At 62.2% G+C, this 21528-nt stretch carries 24 protein-coding genes and 1 pseudogene; all 25 read right to left on the bottom strand.

The genetic code is table 11. The features are described 5' to 3' along the window. Positions 1-8: 8 nt before the first annotated feature. The 25 genes and pseudogenes from A7X77_RS04615 to A7X77_RS04495 all read right to left on the bottom strand — a co-directional run bounded on the left by A7X77_RS04615 (position 9) and on the right by A7X77_RS04495 (position 21520). Positions 9-1865: a hypothetical protein gene (locus tag A7X77_RS04615; protein WP_064681837.1), complete on the bottom strand. Its 1857-nt coding sequence runs from the start codon at positions 1863-1865 to the stop codon at positions 9-11. Next, entirely contained in the window at positions 1862-2089 is a 228-nt protein-coding gene (locus tag A7X77_RS04610; protein ID WP_064682308.1) for a hypothetical protein, read from the bottom strand. The genes A7X77_RS04615 and A7X77_RS04610 overlap by 4 nt, the downstream gene beginning before the upstream one ends. Before the next feature lie 4 nt (positions 2090-2093). Continuing rightward, positions 2094-2456, bottom strand: a complete 363-nt coding sequence (locus A7X77_RS04605) for a hypothetical protein (RefSeq protein WP_064681836.1) — start codon at positions 2454-2456, stop codon at positions 2094-2096. Further along, a complete protein-coding gene (locus A7X77_RS04600; RefSeq protein ID WP_064681835.1) occupies positions 2456-2920 on the bottom strand; it encodes a lysozyme in 465 nt (154 codons plus the stop codon). The genes A7X77_RS04605 and A7X77_RS04600 overlap by 1 nt, the downstream gene beginning before the upstream one ends. After that, positions 2895-3149 carry a hypothetical protein gene (locus tag A7X77_RS04595; RefSeq protein WP_064681834.1) on the bottom strand — a complete coding sequence of 85 codons (255 nt, stop codon included), beginning with the start codon at positions 3147-3149 and terminating at the stop codon, positions 2895-2897. Before A7X77_RS04595 ends, A7X77_RS04600 begins: the two co-directional genes overlap by 26 nt. Positions 3150-3615: 466 nt before the next feature. Beyond that, complete coding sequence (locus tag A7X77_RS04590) at positions 3616-4314, bottom strand: methyltransferase, TIGR04325 family (RefSeq protein ID WP_156668081.1); 699 nt, start codon at positions 4312-4314, stop codon at positions 3616-3618. Between the two features lie 598 nt (positions 4315-4912). After that, positions 4913-5032: pseudogene (locus A7X77_RS32960) on the bottom strand (lysozyme); the annotation flags it as partial. Between the two features lie 13 nt (positions 5033-5045). Further along, positions 5046-5300 (bottom strand): hypothetical protein, encoded by a 255-nt coding sequence (locus tag A7X77_RS33370; protein ID WP_064681831.1) that lies wholly within the window; start codon positions 5298-5300, stop codon positions 5046-5048. 71 nt (positions 5301-5371) lie between these two features. Further along, complete coding sequence (locus tag A7X77_RS04575; RefSeq protein ID WP_064681830.1) at positions 5372-6130, bottom strand: hypothetical protein; 759 nt, start codon at positions 6128-6130, stop codon at positions 5372-5374. Positions 6131-6435: 305 nt separating this feature from the next. Further along, positions 6436-6627, bottom strand: a complete 192-nt coding sequence (locus A7X77_RS04570) for a hypothetical protein (RefSeq protein ID WP_064681829.1) — start codon at positions 6625-6627, stop codon at positions 6436-6438. Beyond that, a complete protein-coding gene (locus A7X77_RS04565) occupies positions 6624-7979 on the bottom strand; it encodes a hypothetical protein (protein ID WP_064681828.1) in 1356 nt (451 codons plus the stop codon). The genes A7X77_RS04570 and A7X77_RS04565 overlap by 4 nt, the downstream gene beginning before the upstream one ends. Before the next feature lie 222 nt (positions 7980-8201). Beyond that, positions 8202-8852, bottom strand: coding sequence for a hypothetical protein (locus tag A7X77_RS04560; protein ID WP_064681827.1), 651 nt, complete (start codon positions 8850-8852; stop codon positions 8202-8204). A 320-nt stretch (positions 8853-9172) separates the two neighbouring features. Next, the gene (locus tag A7X77_RS04555) at positions 9173-9478 is read right to left on the bottom strand and encodes a hypothetical protein (RefSeq protein WP_197486787.1); all 306 of its coding nucleotides are present in this window, start codon (positions 9476-9478) and stop codon (positions 9173-9175) included. Further along, positions 9478-10482, bottom strand: a complete 1005-nt coding sequence (locus tag A7X77_RS04550) for a tail fiber domain-containing protein (protein ID WP_064681825.1) — start codon at positions 10480-10482, stop codon at positions 9478-9480. Before A7X77_RS04550 ends, A7X77_RS04555 begins: the two co-directional genes overlap by 1 nt. Then, a complete protein-coding gene (locus A7X77_RS04545; protein WP_064681824.1) occupies positions 10448-10864 on the bottom strand; it encodes a GNAT family N-acetyltransferase in 417 nt (138 codons plus the stop codon). The genes A7X77_RS04550 and A7X77_RS04545 overlap by 35 nt, the downstream gene beginning before the upstream one ends. Further along, a complete protein-coding gene (locus tag A7X77_RS04540) occupies positions 10861-12684 on the bottom strand; it encodes a hypothetical protein (protein ID WP_064681823.1) in 1824 nt (607 codons plus the stop codon). The genes A7X77_RS04545 and A7X77_RS04540 overlap by 4 nt, the downstream gene beginning before the upstream one ends. Further along, entirely contained in the window at positions 12681-13385 is a 705-nt protein-coding gene (locus A7X77_RS04535; protein ID WP_064681822.1) for a hypothetical protein, read from the bottom strand. Before A7X77_RS04535 ends, A7X77_RS04540 begins: the two co-directional genes overlap by 4 nt. 35 nt (positions 13386-13420) lie before the next feature. Continuing rightward, the gene (locus tag A7X77_RS04530; protein ID WP_064681821.1) at positions 13421-13981 is read right to left on the bottom strand and encodes a hypothetical protein; all 561 of its coding nucleotides are present in this window, start codon (positions 13979-13981) and stop codon (positions 13421-13423) included. 205 nt (positions 13982-14186) lie between these two features. Then, entirely contained in the window at positions 14187-14972 is a 786-nt protein-coding gene (locus A7X77_RS04525; protein ID WP_064681820.1) for a hypothetical protein, read from the bottom strand. 22 nt (positions 14973-14994) lie between these two features. Further along, a complete protein-coding gene (locus A7X77_RS04520; protein WP_064681819.1) occupies positions 14995-15969 on the bottom strand; it encodes a phage major capsid protein in 975 nt (324 codons plus the stop codon). A gap of 32 nt (positions 15970-16001) precedes the next feature. Continuing rightward, on the bottom strand, positions 16002-17039 hold the full coding sequence (locus A7X77_RS04515) for a hypothetical protein (protein WP_064681818.1): 1038 nt from the start codon (positions 17037-17039) through the stop codon (positions 16002-16004). Between the two features lie 35 nt (positions 17040-17074). Continuing rightward, positions 17075-17386 carry a hypothetical protein gene (locus tag A7X77_RS04510; protein WP_064681817.1) on the bottom strand — a complete coding sequence of 104 codons (312 nt, stop codon included), beginning with the start codon at positions 17384-17386 and terminating at the stop codon, positions 17075-17077. 15 nt (positions 17387-17401) lie between these two features. Continuing rightward, positions 17402-19513: a hypothetical protein gene (locus tag A7X77_RS04505; protein ID WP_064681816.1), complete on the bottom strand. Its 2112-nt coding sequence runs from the start codon at positions 19511-19513 to the stop codon at positions 17402-17404. After that, the gene (locus A7X77_RS04500) at positions 19513-21084 is read right to left on the bottom strand and encodes a hypothetical protein (protein ID WP_064681815.1); all 1572 of its coding nucleotides are present in this window, start codon (positions 21082-21084) and stop codon (positions 19513-19515) included. Before A7X77_RS04500 ends, A7X77_RS04505 begins: the two co-directional genes overlap by 1 nt. Next, the gene (locus tag A7X77_RS04495; RefSeq protein WP_064681814.1) at positions 21050-21520 is read right to left on the bottom strand and encodes a hypothetical protein; all 471 of its coding nucleotides are present in this window, start codon (positions 21518-21520) and stop codon (positions 21050-21052) included. The genes A7X77_RS04500 and A7X77_RS04495 overlap by 35 nt, the downstream gene beginning before the upstream one ends. Between the last annotated feature and the right edge of the window lie 8 nt (positions 21521-21528).

Below are 21528 nucleotides of genomic sequence, written 5' to 3'. Positions count from 1 at the left end.
GCACCCTGTTACGAATTGAATTTCAGCTTTTCGGATTGCGGAATCCCGCTCGCGATGCGGTCTATCATGATGGGCTGCGGGTGAATGAAGGACAGCGGCGAGAGCTCTCCGACCGACGGCGCCGGCCGCACCACCGAGCCGACCGGCAGGATGGCGGCGCTCGCTCCCTGATAGGTGATGACGTTGCCGGCGATGCTGCCGACGACCTGGGTGCTGAGACGGGCGACGCCATCCGGACCCGAATATATGTGCAGCGTCTGCTCCGGTCTGAAGAGGCTGGCATCGGCGACGACGATCGTGTTGTAGGTGGCAATACCATCCGTTCCGGCCTGCACGGTCACGGTGGTGCTCGCAAGCTCCAGCATGCCGGGCCAGACGCCGCCTCTGGACGGCGAGACCCAGGCTCCATAGGTGTCGATCGCCGCGTCGCAGCAGGCCAATGTCTGCGCCATGATATCATCGTGCAGCCGCCATTTGCCGGAAGCGTCCGTGCCGTCCGCGGGCCAGCTGTTGTTGGCGCCATAGACCTGATATTCGGCCCGCAAGCCGAGATCGCTGCACGTAATGGATCCGGTTGCCGGCGACGTGCCGCCGGCGAACTCGTAGGTAAAGCTGTTCGCACCGGTGACGGTGATCACATAGTTCCCGTTGTAGGCCGTCGGCGTTGCGTTTGAAATACTGACGGTCTGCCCCGTCACAAGACCGTTGAGGCCGCTTGCGATGGTCGCCGTGGCGACGGTGCCAACGGATGTGAGCGTAACGTTGCGCGTGATCGTCGTGCGGCCGAGCGGCGGGAAGGCCACGATCCTGACGTCGGCATACTCCGTCCGGATGCGACCGACCAAGCCCCTGTAATTCGTGTTGAACCAGGTGCTGTAGGATGTCGAGGTATCGTTCTGCCCCATCTGGTTGGCGATGACGGTGAACGGCAGCTTGTTGCCGTTGAACGCCTTGATTTCGCGGATGATATCCCTTCGCCGGGTTGCGATGGACGACCCGGATCCGGTGTATTCGCGCGCCGATCCGGCACCCGGCATGCCGATCAGGCAATGCGGAATTCGTCCGGCGCCGCCGTCCTTGTCAAGCCACCGGCGAAACCAGCCGAGATTGCCGCGGCTGTCGGCGGCGGCAGAATATTCCTGGCGCGCCTCGCCGATGCTGTCGACGAAACCGAGGGCAACCGGCCTGCCGTCCCAATCACCCTTGGCAACCATGAAATCGGCGCCCCAATATTGCGGCTGCGTCTGCAGGCCATAATTGATATCGAGCGCGGCAGTGCTGTCGGCGAGCGGCGTATCCTTGAAGGCAAGCAGGCTGGCGAGATCGCCGGCGCCCCAGACACGTTCGCCGCGATGCTTCTGGATGCGGTAGACCGGCCAGATCTTCTCGCCGACGGCGGTGTGATAAAACAGCCAGATTTCGATTTCGCTTTCCGGCGCGACATCGGCAATGGTGAGTTCGTCCGTCCAGGCGCCATTCGTCTGGTCGGCAACCGTCACCGCGTTCAGCCCTGCGAAGGTGCATTGATAGAAGATGCCGGCGACGCGGATGAACATGGCGTCGGCGACCACCGAATTGCCCGGCGTGCCGATGGTGCCGGTGACAACAGTCTCCTGAGGCGAGTTTCCGCCTTCCGTCGAGGCGAAGCCGGAAAGGTGAAAGCGGAAGGTTCTGGTCTTATATTGCGGCGTGTTGACGACGATCTTTGTGCAAACATAATTCGTGCCGGCGGCGGCGGTGACGATGCCGCCCGACGGCATGCGGTTGCGGGTGGCAAAGAACATGTAGCGGTCGGGATCTCCGGCACTGCCGCCCGTCCCGCTCAGCAGCGGATTGGCAAGGGCAAGCGAAATGGCATTCATCATCGGCGTGTTCCGTATCGGCTGGTGAGGTCGTCGTAGAATTGCACCATGCGCCCCTGGCGGGCGTTGGCGCGGTCGAGCGCCTGGCGCTCGCGGGCGAGGATCGCGATCAGCGGCTCGCCTTCGGCAACGGGCGCATGCGCTTCCTGTTTTCTGAGATCGTCGGGCAGCGACGGCAGCACGATGCCGGCCGCAGCCTGCCCCTTGGCAACCGCCGCCCTGTTCAGGCGCTCAGTGGCGGAGCAGCCACTGACGATCAGCAGCAGTGACAGCGCAAGCGCGGTTCTTTTCCGAAAGCTCGAGTTCATAGGAGCGGATCTCGTTTTCCAATGTGTCCCTGGCGGCCTGCTCGGCGGCCCTGGCCGCCTCCAGCCGCTTGCGATGCTCTTCACTGGTGCGGGCCGCCGCGTCGCGCTGACGCTCCATCTCGGCCGCCCTGGCTTCGGCGGCAGCCTTCTCGGCCAGCACGACGTAACCGGCGCGCGCCTGGCGCGCCGCCGAGGGATAGCCGATCGAGACGGCATAGAGGTGATAGAGCACGAGCCCGGCGGCGATGCCGGCGGCCATCTTCAGCGTATCGAGAAGGCCGAACATCAGTTGCCCTCCAGGCAGAAGGCGCGTTCCTTCTGCCGACGGCGCGTCAGGCCGGGAAAGGTGATGCCGGCGGCGCGGTTCCATTTGAGGAGCGCCTCGCAGCCCTCGGCGGTCCTGCCCTGATTGATCAGCCGGACCGCGCTCGAACCGCAGGCCGCCTTGACGCCGACATTGTAGGCAAACGAGGTCAGCGCCACGTAGCGCGCATCCGGCAACGGCACCCGCACGCAGCTTTCGATACCGCGCGCATAGGTCTGAAGCTCCAGCGCCAGCAGCGCCTTGCACTGCTCCACCGTCCTGCGATCCCCGGGCCTCACCCCATTGGTGCTGCCATAACAGATCGTCCAGGGTGGCCCCTTTGTGGCCGGATCGGGATAGGCATTCTGCCGCAGCCCCTCGAAGCACCCGACAAGAGCCACGGCCATAGCGGCGGCGGCACTACCCTTCTGCAGGCGGTTTGCCATTCACTTCTCCTGAGATTGTCTGCTGGACAACGATGCGGGCGACGATCGCCGCCGCGGCGAAGAGGCCGGATGCTGCCGACATGGCGAGGTGGACGTAGAGGTCGCGGGACACCCCGGCGGTGGCGACGAAATTGGTGACGGGTTCGAGAGTGACGAGGAGCAACGCCAACGCCGTGAGGCGGGCGCTCCAGGCGCGCCTGAGCACTGCACGCCAATTGTGGACGAGCATGGGTGTCTCCATTGAGCAGGTGTCGTGGGACGCCCAGTTCAGCCTGCGTAAAAGGCATTGTGCAGGCTTCGGCCGACGTCCGTTTTATTCGCCCGGCGTTCGCGTGGGCGAGGAGCGGCAGAAGTCTTTGGCCGCTTGTCGATAAACACGCTCGATATCAGAGCGCACAATGATCGCTACAACGCGTAACAAGCACCTGTTGCCACGCGCATCGCTTCGGCTACTCGCACCGAACGTGGGGCGGCTCAGGTTATAGGATGGAAACGACGACGGCCCGCCAGAGCGAGCCCATAGTCAGGTCAGATCGATCTCGGGCGACCTATCGGGACGGGCACGATCCTGCAGGCGGAATAGGTTTCTCGATGTATTGGTAGGAAAGTCCGGCAATCGCCATTGTTATCCGTGCGCGAAGACACAAGACTCAAACTAACCCGTGAGGAGATACTATGTTTGTCAACCAGCCAGCTTAGTGAATTTGGATCAAGAACCCGACAGGTTTAGCCTCAACTGGTGCAAGGGAGCCCTCATCCAGTGCGACCAGCCAGGTCTGCTCTACCCTGCCACGCGTCTTGATGGCAGTCCTTATTTTCGCATCGCTGAACATCTGAATCGGCATCGAGCCGTTGTGAATGTGGGAAGGCACCGTTTGCACCATAAATTTGTCGTCAAGAGCCTCCCGCACGGGCAATCTGGTCAAGATCATCCATTTGGCAGCAGACATTATGCGGTCAAGCCGACCATAGGCGTCGGGCAGGTATTGTAATGTCCCGCTCACCAATGCGACATCATATTGCCGACCGTCCGGGATATCCGTGAGATACGTAACGTGATCCGATCCAATTGGAGCGCAGGCTTGCACCATGTTTTGTGTCTCGACGACGGTCCAGTCCAAGCAGTCTTCGGGAAAATAATCCTTGAGACGGAAATAATAATTGCCATTGCCGCCGCCAAAATCCAGAACGGAAATCCGCTGTTTTTGGATTCTTTCGCGTACGATGCAAAGGGCTGAATGCACTTGCTGGAACCGCCCGTCGATTTCCACTGGATTTGTTCCAGTAATCATGGCCGCAAGCCGCGTGGCGGCTGCGGCGCCCGCGTTCGGGTCGTCGTACCCAACGGCATTGCGGGCTGCTTCCTCGAAAGAAGTATAATCTCCGCTGAACATTGAACCCGGTTGTATCGGCTCCGCTGGGTTATGCCAACCCCTGAGCTTCCGAACGGTACTCCACACTATGGGCGGGGTTAGCGCCTTCAAAACCGATCGCAGAGTCACGCCGAGCACCCCTTCTTCCTCGATGCGGATTTGACCATCTTCTTCTCGAACCGCGCTTTGTCACCATCGCATTCGAGACGGTTCGCGACGTCGAAGGTGTCCGGGTTAATAGGTTTTAGACTAAACTTTTTGCTCTGATTCCGCATGGCCTGAACCTTCCTATGGGTCTTTCATTTTTTGCGACGGCTCCGATGAAATGGCCTGATATTGCACCAATTTCTCCGGAGGCGCGCTCCTTAATTTGAGCGAGCAAGTTGTGAAGGAAGCGCGCTGACTGTCGCTAAGGGCTCTGGATTTGTCAAACATAACATCGCCGAATGTTTGCATAACAATACGCGTTGATGCGGTCAGCAACCGTCGAAATGAGTAGCTACTAAGGAAATGATCAAAGGCTTCAGCCGGCCTCATCCGTCGCTGCCAACCAAACGACTGGTTGTGGATTTACGCCCAGGTGTGTCCTGACTTTGAAAAATTCTGCGGCACCGCAGCTCCCGGGTTTGACGCCATTGGTATTGCCGTAGCAGATCGTCCGAGGCTTTCCCTGTGGAACAGGATCGGAATAGGCATCCTGGCGCAACTCCTCGAACGAGCCGACAAGCGCCACGGCCATGGCGGCTGCGGCACTATCCTTCTACAGGCGGTTTGCCATTCAGTTCTCCTGAGATTGTCTGTTGGACAAAGATGCGGGCGACGATCGCCGCCGCGGCGAAGAGGCCGGATGCCGCCGACATGGCGAGCTGGATGTAGAGGTTGTGGGAAACCCAGGCGGTGGCGACGACATTGGTGACGGGCTCGAGGACGATGAAGACGAGCGCCAAGGCCATAAGGCGGACGCTCCAGGCGCGCCGCAGCACGGCGCGCCAGTTGTGGACGAGCATGAGACTTACTCCTGGAAAAGAAAAAGGCGACCCCGAAGAGCCACCTTTGCATCCGTTTTATTCTGCGCGAGTTATCGTCTCTTGAACAAGAGGTCTGCGCCGTAAACTTTTCCGTTGGTACCGGTAACGCCGCCGTTTCGATCGGCGATGCGGGCCGCAAGGTCAAACCCCGCCTTGTCAGCAATCTTGATCACGGTAGCTTCCGAAAGCGTCTGATGCGGGTAAGAAATCGGCATATCTTCGAAGCCTTCCGGCACTGGACCAGCGCCGTTGTCGAAAAGCCTTGAGGTCTGGACCGTGAACCTCTTCCGTTTGGAAAATGCATTGCGGGCCAGATATGCGAAGCTTGTTGTTCTCGAAAGCGCCTGCCGCCAGACGTCATTGGGATTGGCCAGATACTGCAATGTCCCGCTGCTGTAGAAAACGTCTATCTCATCCGGCATCTCATCAAGGAATGAGATCGACGGGCGCAGAACTTGAGACGCTGACGCCATCGCTTTTGTTTCGACCACGGCGAAGGACCAAGCTGGAAATCTCCGCTGCAGCACCGTGCACATTTCGCCAGCAGATCCACCGAAATCGACGAATCGGCCGGCCGCGGAATCCATGGCCAAAAGGAGTTCATCCGACGGCTTTAGGAAAAGCTCTTCTCTTCCGAGTATTTTTTGCGACCGTTCCACCCGAAAAGCAGTTAGCTTCCCACTGGAATAGTTGCCGGCCGCCGCAGCCGCTCGTCCCCACGACCAGTAGACCTTTTCACGCTTTCGCCATGCGGAAACCGCGGCCCTTACGGGCATTGGCACGATCGCCCTTATTAACTGCTTACTCATTGACCAGCTCCGTCGTCGTAGACGAGCGTTTACAGCTTTCCCGGGAGATTTAAAAGCGCCCCGATAGTCCCGACAGCGCAAAGTCATAATGGTGTAGTCTATCCGGCTTGAACCGATCGCCTGAGTGTAGATTTGCGATCTCGGAAGCGCCTTGAGTAACGGGAGTGTTCACGAAGGTCTGAACAATCCCGTTCAGGGCTCGAGGACGATGAAGAGCAGCGCCAATGCCATAAGGCGGATGCTCCAGGCGCGCCTCGCACCGCGCCAGTTAGAGGTAGCATGGGTGTCTCCAGTGGTGTCGGCGCTTAGAAGTTCAGCGCGGCCCTGAGGTCGGTAACTGCCAGCGTGGCTGGCACTCGAGGAAATTCGTCTTCTACTAAGAACACATCGCAGCGCTTGCCGGCGACCGCCCACGAAGTATCTAGATCTCCCCTCAGAAAAGAGCCTGTCGGGAAATCAGAGTCGGAAAATTCGTCTTCTGAAACAGAAAGCTTCATACGCTTCTTCCGCAAGGGAAGTGAAACCCATCAGTCCACATCCAAACGGTGCCGGCCGCACCAGCTACTTGCCGGATCTGCTTGCTGGTGTTCGTCCATATCTCCGCAGAACCTATAGCGTAATTGCTTGCAACTTGAACGGCACCGACGTTGCCACCATCACCCACGATGCCCGCGATGAGTACGCCTTGCGCTGGATCCGAAAGCAATGCGGAATTTGTGGCAGAGGGAGAGGTGAATTGGAACCGCAGCTTGGCTTTGACCTTCACCCCGTTGGGGACAGTCAAAGTCAATAGGGCAGATGCCGTTGAGACAGCCACGTTAATCGCATCCTTAACCGGCGTCACGAAGGTATACTCGTCCCTCGGATACATCACAAACGGCCGAATGTTCGAACTTCCGTCCGTCAGCACCACACCGATGCACTTGACGATGGTATAGCCGGTGAGCAGCGTTGTGGTGACGCCGGCGATCGTTGCCGAGGTCGAGAGAACCACGTCGAAAGTCAGGTCGGCGTCCTTGCGCAACGCATAGGCGAAGTATGTCGCATTTGCTGCGACGGCACCGGCATCGAGGCCGCCCGCGCCTGTTCCCGCCGCAAATGTTCCCGTCACCCGCTTTGTGAATGAGGCGGCGCTGGCAACGAAGCTCGCCCCCGATCTGGCGGAGCCCGCGGAAAAATCGACATGGGTGGTTGGGCTGCTGCTGTTATTGGAAAGGATGAGCCCGACGACGAAATCGCCGACGGCCGAACTGTCCGCTTTGCTCTGGATCCTGGCGAAGAGCTTGTTGGTGAAGAAAGCGGCGCCGGAACAGATGATTTCGATGCTGTAGCCATCTTTGAGGACAAGCGTGGCCGCGCCGTCGATCGTCTCCGACCCGCTGGGATCGATTGTCACGTCGCCGCCATCGGCGATGACGCAATAGTGCCAGTTTGCGCCGAGTGTGGCCGCTGCGGTCAGGGTGAGCGTGGCGGCCGCGGTGAAGCGGTGGACGGCGTTGTCGTCGGATGCAAGCGCGGTGTAAGCGCCTGATTTCGCCGCATAGACCGACGCTTTATCGAAAACGATGTCGATGCCGTTCTGGGTGAAACCCAGCTGTCCACCGCCCTTGAGATAGATCCCGGTCTGCGGGTTCGAGGCGAAGCCGATGCCCGGTGCCGAAACCGTGCCAGTTGCTGCCTTGAGCGGCGCGGCCATCGGCGCCGAGCCGTCGCGCGGCAGCGAATTGGTGATTTCGTTGCCGAGGTCGGTGGTCAGCGCGTTCCATGGCGCCGGGTCGATGACCTGGCCAACGGAAGGCGTTGTTCCGGCGGGTTTCGAATAGACGCCGGTTGATGGGTTCCGGGGCATTCATCGTCTCCAAAGAAAAAGGCCCCGCGTGTTGCGAGGCCATCGTGGTTTTGGTGAAGGCGGTCGGGATTGGCGGCCGCATTTGCACGGGTTTGAGCGCGCGGAGATCGGCAGCCTGGATCGGCCACCCCAAGATTGCGGGCATGGCAACCCAGCCGTTTCTACTAAGGCGGGCACTGGCGCTCGGGATTGCTATTTTGTGGGCAGCTAGAAGGGTATCGGTTACCAGCCACCACCACCACCACCACCGCCGCCGCTTCGACCGCTGACTCTAAGAAGCGCGCGCGTAAGAGCAGACTTCGCGCCTGCTTTACGACCAGCTTCCGGATCGGCTTCCGCTGGCATGATGCCACGTTTCCTTAAAGCATCCATGCCGAATGCTTTTACAGCCTCTTCGACAGCGTTACGAAAGGCCTGCTCCATCCGGTTGCTGAAGCCACCTTCCCCGTCGCCAAAACCTTCTACAGCACTGAACCCGATGTCGCTCGCCTTGCCCGACGGCAACTTAAACGCTTTTTCAGAGGCCAGCTCTCCGATGCCTTGCAACGCCGTGGAGATATAGGGATGCTGGTCGTCGAAGGCTTTATCCATCCCGCGTTGAATAGCGATTGCGTTATCATACCGCTCTTCAAACGTTCGGCCCGGCAGTGGCGGAAACAAAAAATCAGGCAGCACTGGGTCAGCAACGGGCGCCAGAAATGCAGCTGTCCCAGCGCTCGCTTCATCGAGATAGGGACCGGCGATGGTGCCGCGGGCGATGGCGCGTACGGCGTTGTTAACCGAGAGGTCGCCGGACTGCCCGGCATAAGGGTCATTTCTAAGCTCGGCAACTTTTCTCGGTGGTGCAACCGGTGCTCTATTTGTATCTGACATTATGATCTCCTGGGGATGGTGATTGGCTCGACAAAGCTTCCGAACAGCAACTTGAAAGTCTGCCTCGGTCTTGGGACGGCCGGAGCGAACCGGAGCCGCACGCCAGCTTCGCGAGCCTTGCAAGGATTGGATCGCCATAGCGTTAGCCACGGTGGGACGCTCGCGTTGGCGAGGGCCTTCAGAAGGGCCGAACTTGCAGGTTGTTCATGGGAATTTGGTTTGAAGAAGAGACCCCTGCCCGTTCGGTAGAAGAGGCCGACGGCGAGTGAGCCTAGATCGCGGGCGCTAGCCATCTTGACAGCAAGAGGGCTCCAACATCGTCATAGAACACTGCGCTTGCCACCGAACAGCGAGGACAGGAATCCGGGAGGCTTCGCTGGCGGAATGGCAGGCACGCCCGGTGGCGCGGCGGGACCCTTGGCCGTGCCCGCCTGCCGCTCTTCATCCTGCTGCCTGATTTCCAGCCCGCCCATCAGCGCCTGCGCCAGCCGCGCCGCCCCTTGCCACGGCGACTGCACCGGACTCATATCCATCCCCTGCTGCAGCATGGCGTAAGCCAGCCGCTTGCGCTGGTCGTTGACGTCGCTCTGCGTCTTGCCGGTGTCACCGCCGAAAATATATGCCATCAGCCCACCGCCCTTCCGTAATCGACGCGGTCGAAGCCGTCCGCGTGTTCGAACACCGCGTCCGGATGCGTCTTGCGCACATCGTCGGACATCAGGCCGAGCTGCATCGGGCCGCCCTCCTTGTAGCGGAAGGCGTAGACCGGCAGGCCGTTGTCAAGCGTGCCGACGCGTCTGATATCTTCCTTCAGCCGCCGGTCGGACTTCGCCCAGCCGCCGAGGAGTGTTCCGCCGAGGCCGAAGAGGCCGCCCATTGCGGCGTTGGACTGGGCGACCTGCCGGTCGTAGAGGCCCATCTTCTGATTGAAGTTTTCGTTGATCAGGCCGGCCTGGTCGACGGTCGGCAGCTGCGTCGTCGGCGTGTTGACGTAGTTCGGCTGGTGCACCTGCGAGCCCGACATCAGCGCCGAAATCTCGTTCAGCGGCTGGTTGCGCTCGGTCAGGATCGAATTCTGCGCATTCGAATACATGTCGCCGAGATATTGGTCGGAGGCGGCCTGCTTGCGGGTGGAAAAATCGCGCATGGCGTTGTCGTATGCCGCCGAGCCCATCGAGATGCCCTTGTCGGCCAGGCTCTGCTCGAGGCTCGCCTGGTCGCGGTCCCACTGGTTGTTGAAGCCGGACTGCCAGTGGTCATTGACATATTTGTCGACATTGCCGGCGCTGAGATCGACATTGGTGCCGAGAATGCCGGAAATCTTGCCGGTCTGGTCGTTGGCGAGCCTGGCAAGGCCGAGCTGCGTCTGCTGCGTCTGGTCGTAGATCGCCTGGTTCTCGGGCGAATAGGTCTGATAGGCGGAATAGGTCGGCAGCTGGTAGCTCTTGCCGTTCTGATCCTTCATCGTCTGGTAGCCGGTGACCTTGTATTCCAGCGAACCATCCGGCGTGTACTGGTTGGTGTGGCTCAAGCCCGCATTGGCGATGGCGGTGTCGACGTTGGTGGCCGTCTGCGCCGCTGCGGTCTGGGTCGGATCAGGCGCCTTCGGGGCCTTTGGCGTGGAGACCATAGGGAAAATCCTCTTTGATGATTCCGTAAAGCAGGCCGTCGCAATCGCCGAAATAGCCGCGCTGGCGGCCTTCCGGCTCAGCGCCCAGCCTGGCGAGCAGCGTCTGCGCGTTGGCGTTGTCGGCGCGGGTGCGGCAGGTGGCGCGGCGGCAGCCGAGCTGGCGGGTGACATAATCGAACACCGCCCGCATCAGTGTCAGCGACAGCCGGTCGGCGGCGAGCGAGATTTCGACATCGTGGCCGGTCCAGACATTGAAGACGAAGCCGGCGATGATCCGGCCGCGGTCGATGTGGGCGAGCGTGGTATAGGGCGGATGGAATTCCACCCCGATCCTGGCTCCGACCCAGGCGGCGATCTCGGCGCTGGGTTCTGAGACGATCAAATCGGCGCGCCCCTCTCGTAAAGCACCGAGCCGCCGACGACGGCGGCTTCCGAGACGGAGCCGGACGAGCCGGAGATCAGCGCCCGGATCGTCGGCGCGAGCGCCGAACCGGCGCCGCCGGCGGAGGCGAATTTGCGCACCAGCGAAATGCCGGGGAATTTCGCGACACCCCAGACCGCCGTTCCCCATTTCGCCGCCGCATTATTCTCGACCGACGACAGCAGCGCGGTCGGCACCTTGGTCTGGTAGTCGACCGAAATGCCGCCATACATCAGCGTCGAAACGCCGATCTGCGCTGTCACCCCGATCAGCTTCGAGAGCTTGGTCGAAAGCCCGTCGCCGAAGCGGCTCCAGGCGCCGACCATCAGCGCGTCGATCGCCGCGCCATTGTCGTTCGCGCCGACCTCCGCCTCGTAAAGCGTGCCGTCGGCCGCGCCGAAGAACAGCCGGTCCTGCCATGTCGCCCAGCAGGAGGCCGGCATGCCGACGAAGCGGCACCAGGCGCCGGTTTCGGTGTTCATGACATATTGATAGGGGCCGAAGGAGGACGGCAGGTTGACGATCGCCATCTGCCGCGCCGGAAAGCTCGAAAGCTGCCACTCCTCAGACGTCGTGCCGGCCGCCGCCACCGTCTCGCGCCATGTCGGGCCGATTCTTGCGGTAATCGCTCCGAGGCTGGTGGCGCCGCGATCGAGCTGCACCGCCTTGGTGATCGGCACGATGCCATCGGTCGTCATGATCGCCAGATCGGCGCCGACCGACAGCAGGCAGCGGTCGCTGCCGAGCGGCCGGCCGAGCTTGAAGGTGCCGATCAGGCCCCAGTTCGAAGCACTTGAAGGATCGGATCCCTGGAAGACGATCACCTCGCCCTCCGAGGAGACCAGCACCAGGCATTGCTGCAAGCCTGTCGCAACCGGGATCGTCCAGACATTGATCGCCACCAGAGTGCCGCCATATTTCATGTTGCCGCCGACCGGCAGAATGGTAGCCGCGCCGCTAACGGCGTCGGTCGCGAGGTACCAGACATTGGTCGAATTCTTCTCGATGAACCACAGGCGCGAGCGATAGGCGGTGACGGCGGCAAACAGCGAGGCATCCGCTATGCCCGTGATCATCGTCGAGGCGACATAAGGCGTGGCGGCCGAGCCCTTTTCCAGCTGCGCATTGGTGACCGAACCCGTCACGGTGACGACAAGCGTGCCGGCGGCAGGCGTGAAGGAGAGCGACACCCGGTTGCCGGCGCCCGTCCCGTTCAAGCTGCCTGAGAAGGCGCCAGAAAGCGTGACCGTGCCAGTGCCGAAGAAGCTCAGCGTATAGGCGGTGTTGCGCACGGCGACGTTCTGGGTGGCGAGTGCCGCCGTGCCCACCAGGAAATTATTCGTCCAGGAGGTGCCGTTGAAGATCAGCGGCGTGTCGAGGCCGTTGACGAGGCGCAGGAACTCCTGGCCGGCCGGATTGGTATATTGCTGCACCGACCAATGGGCGCTGGCGAGCCCCGAGACGACAGGCGCGCCGGCAGCGCCGCCCACCGTAACGTCGAAGATCTTGTCGCCGGCGGCGGCAAACAGCCTGTTGGTCGCGCCGGAATAGGGAATGACCGTCTGCACGTCGGCGTTAAGACCGGTGGCAAAGGCGAGAAAACCGTAGCGGGCGCGCACGCGGTTGGCCTCGGGAAAGAAGTTGTCGAGCTGGAAGGCCGCATCTTCGGGCATGTCAGCCATCTCGACATCGGTTCGCCAGCCGCCGATCGGCGCGATCCAGTCTTTGCCGGGCGAAATGCGGCGGGTGCGCCCGTTCGGGGGGACAGGTCTGCGGGTCATGGTGTCACCGTGATCGTACCGGGCCAATAATTCTCAAGCGCCTCGCCCCTCGCCGGCAGCGACAGGTCGAAAGGCGCTGCGGCGCGGTCGGCGCCGATGGCGGCTTCCTTGGTTCGTTCGAAACTGGCGAGTTCCTCGCCGTAGTCGAGGCCCTTGGCCCGCTTCCAGCGCCAGATCAGCGAGAGTTCGAGAAGCTCTTCGGGAAAACGCGCCGTATCCGTGTCGTTCGCCCAGTTGCCGGCAGCGGTCGGGCCGCCATTCACCGCCACCCAGAAGCCGGAGACATAGCCATATTCGATCGTCTCGCCCGCAACATTCGGGTAGATGTCGAGCCTGCCTGCCGCCATGCGCCAGATCTGCGGCACCGGGTTGGCATTGAGGATCGTGTGGCGCTGCCATGTCTGCGGCTCGACCGGGCCATTGAGCGCCCAGAGACGCGAGACGTTCCAGATCCTGGCATTGGCGGCGAAGCGGTCCCAGTCGCCGGGCGGCTCGTCCGGCTCCGGATTGGCGCCGGTCGCCTGAAATTGCCGGCGCACCATCAGCGCTGACCAGTCATGGGCCCGCATCAGGTCGCGGCCGGCGCGGGTGGAGAGAATGCGCAGCTGCATGATCTGCGGATCCGCCGAGGACATGACGGCCGTCGGCGGATCGAGGTCGATCTCCGCGCAGACGTTCTGAATGATGGTCAGGAGCGACATGCGGGGGATCTCCGGTTGAGGTTGCGAATGCTGGTTCAGGCGGCGCGACCGAGGGACTTGCCGCCGCTTTCGCTGTCGAGCGCCTCAAAGCGCACAGCCATTTCCTTCATCTGCTCCTGCAGGCGGCTGACCTCGCCCTTCAGCCGCTCGTTTTCGGCTGCAAAGGCAGAAGCCGCGCTGGAGTTTTCGGCGGTCGCCAGATAGGCGCGGGCGGCGGCGGTCAGTTCGTTGGCGCCCATGCCGATCTTCTGCTTGGCGGTGTCGGAAAGCGCTGCCAGCTGCTCGACGGTATAGATGTTGACCGCCTCCAGCTCCTTGATCTGGCTGGGTTTGAGATAGGGCCATTGCGAAAGCGGCGTGCCAGTCAGTTGCTCGCGGGCGGCAGCGCCGTCCTTGAAGCGCTTATAGGCGTCGGCGAAGCGGATTTTGTCGTTGTCGGTCACCTCGCGGTACACCTCGGTGTGCTTGTCGCCTGCGATGAAGATGCGGACGAATTCCTTGTCGGCAAAGATCGGCCGGCCTTCCTTCTCGGTCAGAAAGGTCTGTTCGACCGGTTCGAGGCTGAAGGAGGCATAGATTCCGGTGTTGTCGGGCATTTGCTGGTCTCGCTATTGATGGCGGGGAGATGAGGAATGGGCGTGGGAAACATCTCCTCTCGTCATCCTCGGCCTTGTGCCGAGGATCTGCTACGCATCGACCGGCAGCAGATGCTCGGGACAAGCCCGAGCATGACGGAAGAGAAGTTTGCATGCGTTGAAAGTAGGCATAGCGTGCGCCGAAACGCCCGTTGATTTCTTTGGCTTAGTTCACCTTCGACAGAAACGGCCGCATCAGCGTCGCTTCAAGCACGCCCGTCGCCGTGATGGTGACGCCGGTGCCGTTGGCCGTCGCATTGGCCGAGAGCGTGATGCTCTGGACGACGCCGTTCGGGCTGTAGGTGATGCCTGATATCGTCGTGCCGCCCGGAATGCCGGTGCCGGCGACGGCCGCGCCGATGAACGGACCGGAACCGGCATTGAGGCCGGAGAGGTTCGTCAGCAGGTTGGAACCGTTGACCGTCGCTGCCGTGAACGTCTGGTTGGCGGCGGCGAAGTTGACGTTGGCGATCGCCTTGGTGCCGACGGTTGCCGAGGCAGGCGCACTTGCCTGGCCTGCGGTAGTGGTGGTTTCGGCAACGACGAGGGCCGCCGTTGCGCTCGCCACCTGGGCCGGCGCTTGGCCGTTGCGCTGCAGCCAGATGTAATAGGTGCCGGCGGCAAGGGTGACGGCGCCGACGGGTCCGCCCGTCAGCGTCGGCGGCTGGGCGGCGCCGGAGAAGACGCCGCAGCGCTGGCCGACGACGGCGCCTGCCGTGGTCAGCAGCGAAGCGACATAATCCCTGGTCCACTGGAACCACTGACCGGGCTGCAGGGTCGTCTGCGCGGCCAGCACCAGCTGGCAATAGACCCATTCGGATTCACGGTCGCCGCCGGCAACAGCGCCGAGGGCGAAGTTCGGCCCGGGAATGCCGGAGCCGGAAACGATCGGGCCTTCGACGACGAACGGGTTCGCGCCAAGACGATCGGTCTGGGAAATTGCGATGGTCATTGGAGTTGTTCCTTTCGTTCGATCAGGCGAACAGCACGCCCTGCAGGAAGGCGTTGTTCATGGTGAGGTTGCCGGCAAAGCCCATCAGCTGCACGAAGGCATCCTGATTGGTGTTCATGCGCTCGTCGCCGATCGGGGCCATGTCGCGGTCGCGATGCGGGCGGTAGAACAGGTATTTGGTGTTCAGGAAGAACATCTGGTTGGCAGGCGCGCCGCCGCCGAAGCCGCCGTCGAAGATCACGTCGGCGCCCATATATTGCAGCGACTGGAAGCCGGCCATGCCCTTGTCGGCCGAGGTGATGCGCTGGATCGCCTGCAGCGATTCCCAGTAGAGGCGGAAGAAGTTGTTGTCGGCGACAACGAGATCCGGCGCGTCGGAGCCGCGCACGCAGGACATATAGAGCCGGTTCATATAGCTCTGGATGTTGGCGTTGGTGGCGGCAGCACCACCATCGGCCGAGGCGGAGAATTTCTGGTTGCGCCAGAACCCCCAGGTGGCGCGCGAGATGCCGCCGACCGTGCCGGAGGTCGGCGAAGTCGAGATCAAGAGCTGCAGGCCGCCGATCTGCCGCCCGCCATCGGCCGTGCCGTCGGAATAGCAGTCGAGGGCGATGTTGTTCTTCAGCGTGGTTTCGGCGTTCTCGATGCGCTGCTCGAGCAGATCGAGGATCGCATCCTCGCCGGAGTTCTGCAGCTGTTCGAGGCCCGACATGGAGACGGCGACCGCGGCCTGCTTCAGGTCGTATTCGGCAGCGGTGATGACGTCGGAGGGCTGGACGTTCAGGATGTCATAGCCGGAATAGCGCTTGAAGGTCGAGTTTTCCTGGTACTGCAGTTCCTGGACGATGGTGCGGCCGCCGGAGACGGGCTTCTTGCGGCCGCGGCTGTTCAGACGGGTGAGAAGACCGTTGTTCTTCGTCACGTCGTCGGCGACCGTGCCGCTGCGGTTGCGCAGCGTCGTGGTGACGATTTCAGAGAGGTTGGGCGAGATGGGCATCGATCATTCCTTTGATCAGAATTGGCCTTTGATCAGACTTGGCCGCGCGAAAAGCGCATGGCGTCGCGCAGCGAGTCACGGATGGAGGTGGGCTGGCCTCTTGCCGCATCGCGGGTCGGGCCCGGCGCGGAAGAGCCAGAGATGGATCGCGAGGCGCGACGGGCTTGATCTGCCGCTGCGGCCCTCTGGGCTTGCTGTTGGTAGACGGGCGCCGGCGCAGTCTGGCTGATCAACTGCTGGCGAATGTCCGGGCGCATCCAGCATGCGGCGTCGTAGGCGTCCTGGAGTGTCGATGCCCGCCCGGCATTGATGAGGGCGACCATATCGTCGAGAACGTCTTCGGCATGCGCATTGACCGTATCGGAAAGAAAGGCATCGACTTGAGTTTCGGTGTCCCTCTTCCTCAAAACATGTTCGACCGTGGCCTCGACATTGATGGGCCCGGTCTGGCGTTGGAACTCACGGCCTGCCTGCTGGCGCTGCAGGATTTCTCCCCTCTCGCCATTGACCAGGGCGTGCAAATTGACGCCTGCCACCCTGGCGACGTGAAGGACGGTGTTGACGGGATCGCGGATCAGCGCGTTTTCCCATTCGATCGCCCGGCGCATGACATCGGCATGGCTCATGCCGGCCTGGCGGACGATCGGGGTGAACTCCTCGAGCCCCTTGTAATCCTGCAGCACGCGGAAGCCGCGATCGACCTCCTGTTCCCGCTTGGCGATCGCCGCCTGCACTTCGCCAGGCAGGCTCGAAAACTGCGCCTTGGCTTCCGCCGACCAGCCGGGCGGAACCCGGTTGCCGATGGCGGCCGGCTGCTCACCGCCCTGCCCCCGGCTCTGCGCCTGCGGCGTCTGCTGCCGGTCGGCGGCGGCAGCGGCCTGCTCCTGGCCTTTGGCGATGAAGCGGCCGCTTTCGCCGTCGCGTGGCCGGGTCGGAATATCGTCCGGTCCTGTGCCTTCGACGGTGTCGATCGCCGCCTTCAAGCTGTCGCGGATGCTGACCGGCTTATCGCCGGGCGCATCAAAATCGTCGCTGCCGTTGCCGGCCTCGTTCAGGTCTTCCATATCCATGTCGGAATATTCCTATTTCGGGGATTGATGCCCGTTCAGGCGTTGTATTCGGCGTAGACCCGCCGCAACTCGTTGCGGATCGCCTTCCGGTCCGCTTTGGGTTTTTCGGTCGGCTGCGGTTTCTCATTGCCGATCTCGACCACGCCTGCCGCCCGATAGGCCGAACGCAGCTTGGCTTTCGAGGTGTAATGCCGACCGTCATGCATCGACTGGATGTCGATCGTGTCGCTGACGAAATGCGGCGCCGGCAGATCCGACCGCGCGAGGTTTTTCACCGGCATGCAGTTGTGCGGCCACCTGTCGAGTGCATGCCAGCCACCGCAGACGCGGCAATAACGTTCTCTCATCTTCGCCTCTCGGAGCTATTGATAGGCCGGCTGCGCCTGGATCTGCTGCAGCGACTGAGCCGCCGCCTCGCCGCGCGCCTGCGCCAGCGTGGCGCGGTGTTCGATCTCGGCCTGCGCCACGCCGAGCTCGGCCTTGCGCTGTTCGGCGCCGGCCTTCACCTCGGCCGTCTTCAGCTTGAGCATCTCGGCCGGCGAAGGCTGCGGCTCCGGCTTTGGGGCGCTCGCCGCCTGCGAGAGCTGGCCTCCCACCTGCTCCAGCATGCTTTCCAGCTGACGGCCGGCCCTGAAGCCGCGGGCGGCAAAGAGTAGCGTCTCGACCATCACAGGCACCAGCAGCGGCGACTGCTGCGCCATCGCGCCCGCCTGCTGCATGAAGCCGCCGACCATCTGGACGAATTCCATGCGGCGCTGCTTTTCGGCGTCCTCGTCGGGCTCGATCGTCGAATCCGTTTCGATCTCGATCTGGAAACCGCGAATGCTGTCATTGCGCAGGAGCTGCACCACCTCGTCGATCGTCGGCTGCCCCATCATCTGCTGCAGCTGCGGCGGCAGTTCGGGCGGCGCCATTTCGGAGGGCGCCATTTTGGCGGGCGATCGGGCCGGCTGGCCCATCTGCTCGGCCCGCATCGCCGCCTGCTGCGCCGCAATCTGCATCCGCTGCATCTGCATCTCGACCTGCTGCTTCTGAGCTACGGTCGGCAGCTTGATGCCGCTGACGAGCATCAGCGTTTCCGGCTGGAACTGATCGCAGATGATTTCGCCGGCAAGGCGGATGATGTCGCGGGCGAAGCGGGCAAGCTCGGCCTGGCGGTCGCGGATGCGAATCGAGCCCCATTGGCTCTTGATGCGCTGCGCGGTCGCCGTCTCTGACGCCTGCGTGTCGCCGCGCACGATGTCCGATATGCCGGTGATCTGGTAGACGTCCTCGATCAGCTGCTTGCGCGCCGCCATGCAGGCGACGATCACCTTCTGCACCTCGTCGATCGGCAGCGTCACCACCGCCTTCGAGCCGCCCTTGTCGGTGAATGCCGCCCATTCCGGGATCGGCACCATCACCATGTCGTTTTCAGGCCGCATCGCCTTCTCGATCGCCGGCGAGATCGCGCCGTCGCCGGAGGGATAGAAGACCTTCAGCCGCAGCTGATCGGTCAGCTTGTTGATACGCCTGGTCAGCAGGTCGATCTCGTCGCATTGCTGCTGGTAATAGACATAGTCCGGGACCGGGATCAGCGAGCTCGTCGACATGGTGCCGTAGGCCGGGCGCGGGCATGGCCAAAAATGCGTCAGATCGAGCGGCGGCTCGGAAACCTCAAGTGCGACCGGCGAGCCGTCGGCGATCCAGACGGTATAATTCTCATTCTTGCACCAGATTTCCCAGACATGGGTCTTGCCTTCGTTCTCGGCCCGCTCGGCCTGGCTTTCGCCCTTGCGGCTGCCGGCAGCCTGCGCCGCCCCTGAAGCCATCGCCTCACGGCCGAAGCGTTTTTCCATTTCCTCGTCGGTCATCGGCACCCGCCGCGCCACCCAGGTCACATCCTTCCAGCGGCGCGCCGGCGAGTGCAAAAAGTCCGACCAGTGGACGTAATCGATGCAGACGCGCTCGTCGGCGATCGCTTCCAGCGAGCGGTTGGCCATTTCGCCAAACAAGCCGTCCGCGGCGGGATCCGAGGGCGCAACGCCCATATCGAGCGGTTCGAAATCGGCCTCATAACGCAGCCACACCGTGCCGCGGGCGCAGAGCAGGAAATCGTCGCGTACCGCGCGCATGATGGAATCGAGATCGGCCTCTTCGCCGGTATAGGCGAGATTGCGCTCGACGAGCTCGGAGGCGATGCGGGCCACCGGATCGGCATCCTTGAAGCGGCGCTCGACCACCGGCTGCGGCACGCGGGCATAGACGGCCGGTTGCAGCACCGCGGTATTGGCCCAGAGCATCGGAAAGCGGCGCTTGGCCGCGCTCGTCTGGTCCGCCTGCTGGTCGAGATAGATCTTTTCGATCTTGACGCAGCGGTCGTGCCAGGACTTGAAATAGCGCTGGGCGCGTTCGAGCTCCTGCTGCCAATGGGCGCCGACCTTTGCCGGATCCCAGCGCTCTCCGCCCTCAAAAGCCGTTATCTCGTCTTCCATCAAACACGCTCGCTAGTTCTGGGGGTGGCATCGGCAAATTCGTTGAAGGTCATCGTCTGGAAGGTCGGCAGCCGCTTGGGCTCAGGCTTCAGCGGTTCGGGCGCCAGGCCGGTGAAGATGATGGCGAGACCACCGAAAGCATCCGCCCCATGCGAAGCCCAGTTGTGCAGCGGCTCGTCGCGGAAGACGCCGAGATCCTCGTCCCAGTCCTTGCGGTAATTGCGCAGGCATTTGATGCCGTCGGCGCAGCCGGCCTGGTCGAACTCGACCTTTGCCAGGATGCGCCGCGTGCCGTTGATGCGGTCGTGGACATAGGCGCGCTCGACCTTGCGCACCGTGCCGAGGCCGCGGGCCTTGATCTCTCTCAGCATGACTTCGATGCGTGTCATGCCGCCGCGCGTCCATTCCCGCACCTTGATGTCGTGCGGCATGTTGTGGACGCCATAGACATAGCCATGTTCGCCCGCCCGCCGCTCCAGCTCGTCGAGCATGCCGTCCATGCCGGTGCCGGTATGCTCGAAATAGCCGATCATCCTGACCCGGCCGGGCAGCACCTGAAACAGCCAGACGCTGTTGGCATCGTCCATGCCGATGTCGGAGATGGTGTGGACGGGATAGCCTTCCACATGCGGGAAAACGCCGATGCGCTCCTCGGCGTCCGCCACCGCCATCTGATCGGCATAATAGGCGCCTTCGACGCTTGCTTCGAAGGCTTCGGCGGGCGTCGAGGGATATTCGCGCTTCATGTCGCCGAGCTGGATCTCGGCCTTCTTGACGTACCAGGCCTTCTGGCCCTCCGTCAGCGTGATCCCCTGCTCGCCAAGCTCACGGAAATATTTGGCAAAGCCGTCGCTGATGATGACGCCCTCGGGCGCAATCGAATATTGCGGCTCCTTCCACCAGGGAAAGAAGTGAAACTTGAAGTCGAGCTCGGTCAGCTTAGCCGCCTGGCGCTGCTTGACCTGGGCGTCCTCGCAGAGCGAATAGAAATGCCCTTCCTGGCCCTCCGCCGTGCTTTCGACGAAGACCAGCTGGCCGGCCTGCACCGTATTCAGAGCACCGGTCCTGACTTCCCGCGCCTTGTCGGGATATTTGGCGCAAAGCTTCCCGTATTCCGAGATATGCAGATATTGCAGCGTTCCCGAGCGCAGCGAGGTGCCGACGCGGATGCTCGAATTGTTGGCGAGCAGCAATTCGGTCTGGTTGGTCCTGACGACGGGCACGGCGTTGCGGATGCCTTCGGGCAGATTGTCATAGGGATATTTGATCTTGTCCCGGAAGATCGTCTGCACGTCGCCGAGCGTATGGGCGATGGTGCCGGCTCTGATATCCCGATTGAAGACGCAGGCATCGAGCATGAAGATCTGGATGAAGGTCGTCAGCCCCAGCTGGCGGGCTTTCAGCAGCACGTTGAGATAATGCATCTCTTCGAAAAACGTCATCTGCATCAAGTTCATCTCGAACCTGACGCGGCTGCCCGCCTTGTCGGTGATCCAATAGAGATTGTTCAGCCGCCAGCGCCAGTCGGAAAACCGGTCAACCGCCGTTTGGAAGTCCGCGGGTTTTGCCATTGATATCTTCCAGCAATTGCGACACTTCGCCGGTTACGCCCTGTTCGGGCTCGGCCTTCGAACCGTATTTCTTCGGCCGCAGCTTTTCGGCGACCCATTGGCGGGTGGCGATGCGCAGCTGCGAACGCCTGATCGCCTCGCCATTCTCCTGCCACCCGGTGGTCTCGCCGGCGGCATTCTTCTTTTCGATCCAGTCGTCGCTGCTGTTGTCGGCAATCTCGACCAGCTCGTCGACGAAGCCGTCGGCGAGGATCTCACGGGCCAGCGCATAACGCGCCCGAAACGCAGCCTTGTCCTCATCGGCAAGCCAGGAAAGCACCGTCGATTTCGCCGGCATAGCCTCGTCCCGACAGATCGACCGCAGGCTTTCCCGGTCGGCAATACGATCGCAGATCTTCTCCGCCAGCGTCTGGCTAAACTTGCTCGGTCTGCCCATGGGATCCG

It is taken from the genome of Rhizobium bangladeshense, assembly GCF_001662075.1.
Classification (GTDB): domain Bacteria; phylum Pseudomonadota; class Alphaproteobacteria; order Rhizobiales; family Rhizobiaceae; genus Rhizobium; species Rhizobium bangladeshense_B.
The sequence above is the reverse complement of the archived record's forward strand: the minus strand, read 5'-3'. Positions and strand labels throughout refer to the sequence as shown.

Excerpts from the sequence above, each read along its gene's own strand:
- A7X77_RS04590 (WP_156668081.1), bottom strand. The coding sequence starts at position 4,314 with ATGTTCAGCGGAGATTATACTTCTTTCGAGGAAGCAGCCCGCAATGCC.
- A7X77_RS04495 (WP_064681814.1), bottom strand. The coding sequence starts at position 21,520 with ATGGGCAGACCGAGCAAGTTTAGCCAGACGCTGGCGGAGAAGATCTGC.
- A7X77_RS33370 (WP_064681831.1), bottom strand. The coding sequence starts at position 5,300 with ATGCTCGTCCACAACTGGCGCGCCGTGCTGCGGCGCGCCTGGAGCGTC.
- A7X77_RS04560 (WP_064681827.1), bottom strand. The coding sequence starts at position 8,852 with ATGTCAGATACAAATAGAGCACCGGTTGCACCACCGAGAAAAGTTGCC.
- A7X77_RS04515 (WP_064681818.1), bottom strand. The coding sequence starts at position 17,039 with ATGGATATGGAAGACCTGAACGAGGCCGGCAACGGCAGCGACGATTTT.
- A7X77_RS04530 (WP_064681821.1), bottom strand. The coding sequence starts at position 13,981 with ATGCCCGACAACACCGGAATCTATGCCTCCTTCAGCCTCGAACCGGTC.
- A7X77_RS04510 (WP_064681817.1), bottom strand. The coding sequence starts at position 17,386 with ATGAGAGAACGTTATTGCCGCGTCTGCGGTGGCTGGCATGCACTCGAC.
- A7X77_RS04595 (WP_064681834.1), bottom strand. The coding sequence starts at position 3,149 with ATGCTCGTCCACAATTGGCGTGCAGTGCTCAGGCGCGCCTGGAGCGCC.
- A7X77_RS04525 (WP_064681820.1), bottom strand. The coding sequence starts at position 14,972 with ATGACCATCGCAATTTCCCAGACCGATCGTCTTGGCGCGAACCCGTTC.
- A7X77_RS04570 (WP_064681829.1), bottom strand. The coding sequence starts at position 6,627 with ATGAAGCTTTCTGTTTCAGAAGACGAATTTTCCGACTCTGATTTCCCG.
- A7X77_RS04605 (WP_064681836.1), bottom strand. The coding sequence starts at position 2,456 with ATGTTCGGCCTTCTCGATACGCTGAAGATGGCCGCCGGCATCGCCGCC.
- A7X77_RS04535 (WP_064681822.1), bottom strand. The coding sequence starts at position 13,385 with ATGTCGCTCCTGACCATCATTCAGAACGTCTGCGCGGAGATCGACCTC.
- A7X77_RS04615 (WP_064681837.1), bottom strand. The coding sequence starts at position 1,865 with ATGATGAATGCCATTTCGCTTGCCCTTGCCAATCCGCTGCTGAGCGGG.
- A7X77_RS04500 (WP_064681815.1), bottom strand. The coding sequence starts at position 21,084 with ATGGCAAAACCCGCGGACTTCCAAACGGCGGTTGACCGGTTTTCCGAC.
- A7X77_RS04600 (WP_064681835.1), bottom strand. The coding sequence starts at position 2,920 with ATGGCAAACCGCCTGCAGAAGGGTAGTGCCGCCGCCGCTATGGCCGTG.
- A7X77_RS04550 (WP_064681825.1), bottom strand. The coding sequence starts at position 10,482 with ATGGTCTCCACGCCAAAGGCCCCGAAGGCGCCTGATCCGACCCAGACC.
- A7X77_RS04520 (WP_064681819.1), bottom strand. The coding sequence starts at position 15,969 with ATGCCCATCTCGCCCAACCTCTCTGAAATCGTCACCACGACGCTGCGC.
- A7X77_RS04565 (WP_064681828.1), bottom strand. The coding sequence starts at position 7,979 with ATGCCCCGGAACCCATCAACCGGCGTCTATTCGAAACCCGCCGGAACA.
- A7X77_RS04575 (WP_064681830.1), bottom strand. The coding sequence starts at position 6,130 with ATGAGTAAGCAGTTAATAAGGGCGATCGTGCCAATGCCCGTAAGGGCC.
- A7X77_RS04540 (WP_064681823.1), bottom strand. The coding sequence starts at position 12,684 with ATGACCCGCAGACCTGTCCCCCCGAACGGGCGCACCCGCCGCATTTCG.
- A7X77_RS04555 (WP_197486787.1), bottom strand. The coding sequence starts at position 9,478 with ATGGCATATATTTTCGGCGGTGACACCGGCAAGACGCAGAGCGACGTC.
- A7X77_RS04505 (WP_064681816.1), bottom strand. The coding sequence starts at position 19,513 with ATGGAAGACGAGATAACGGCTTTTGAGGGCGGAGAGCGCTGGGATCCG.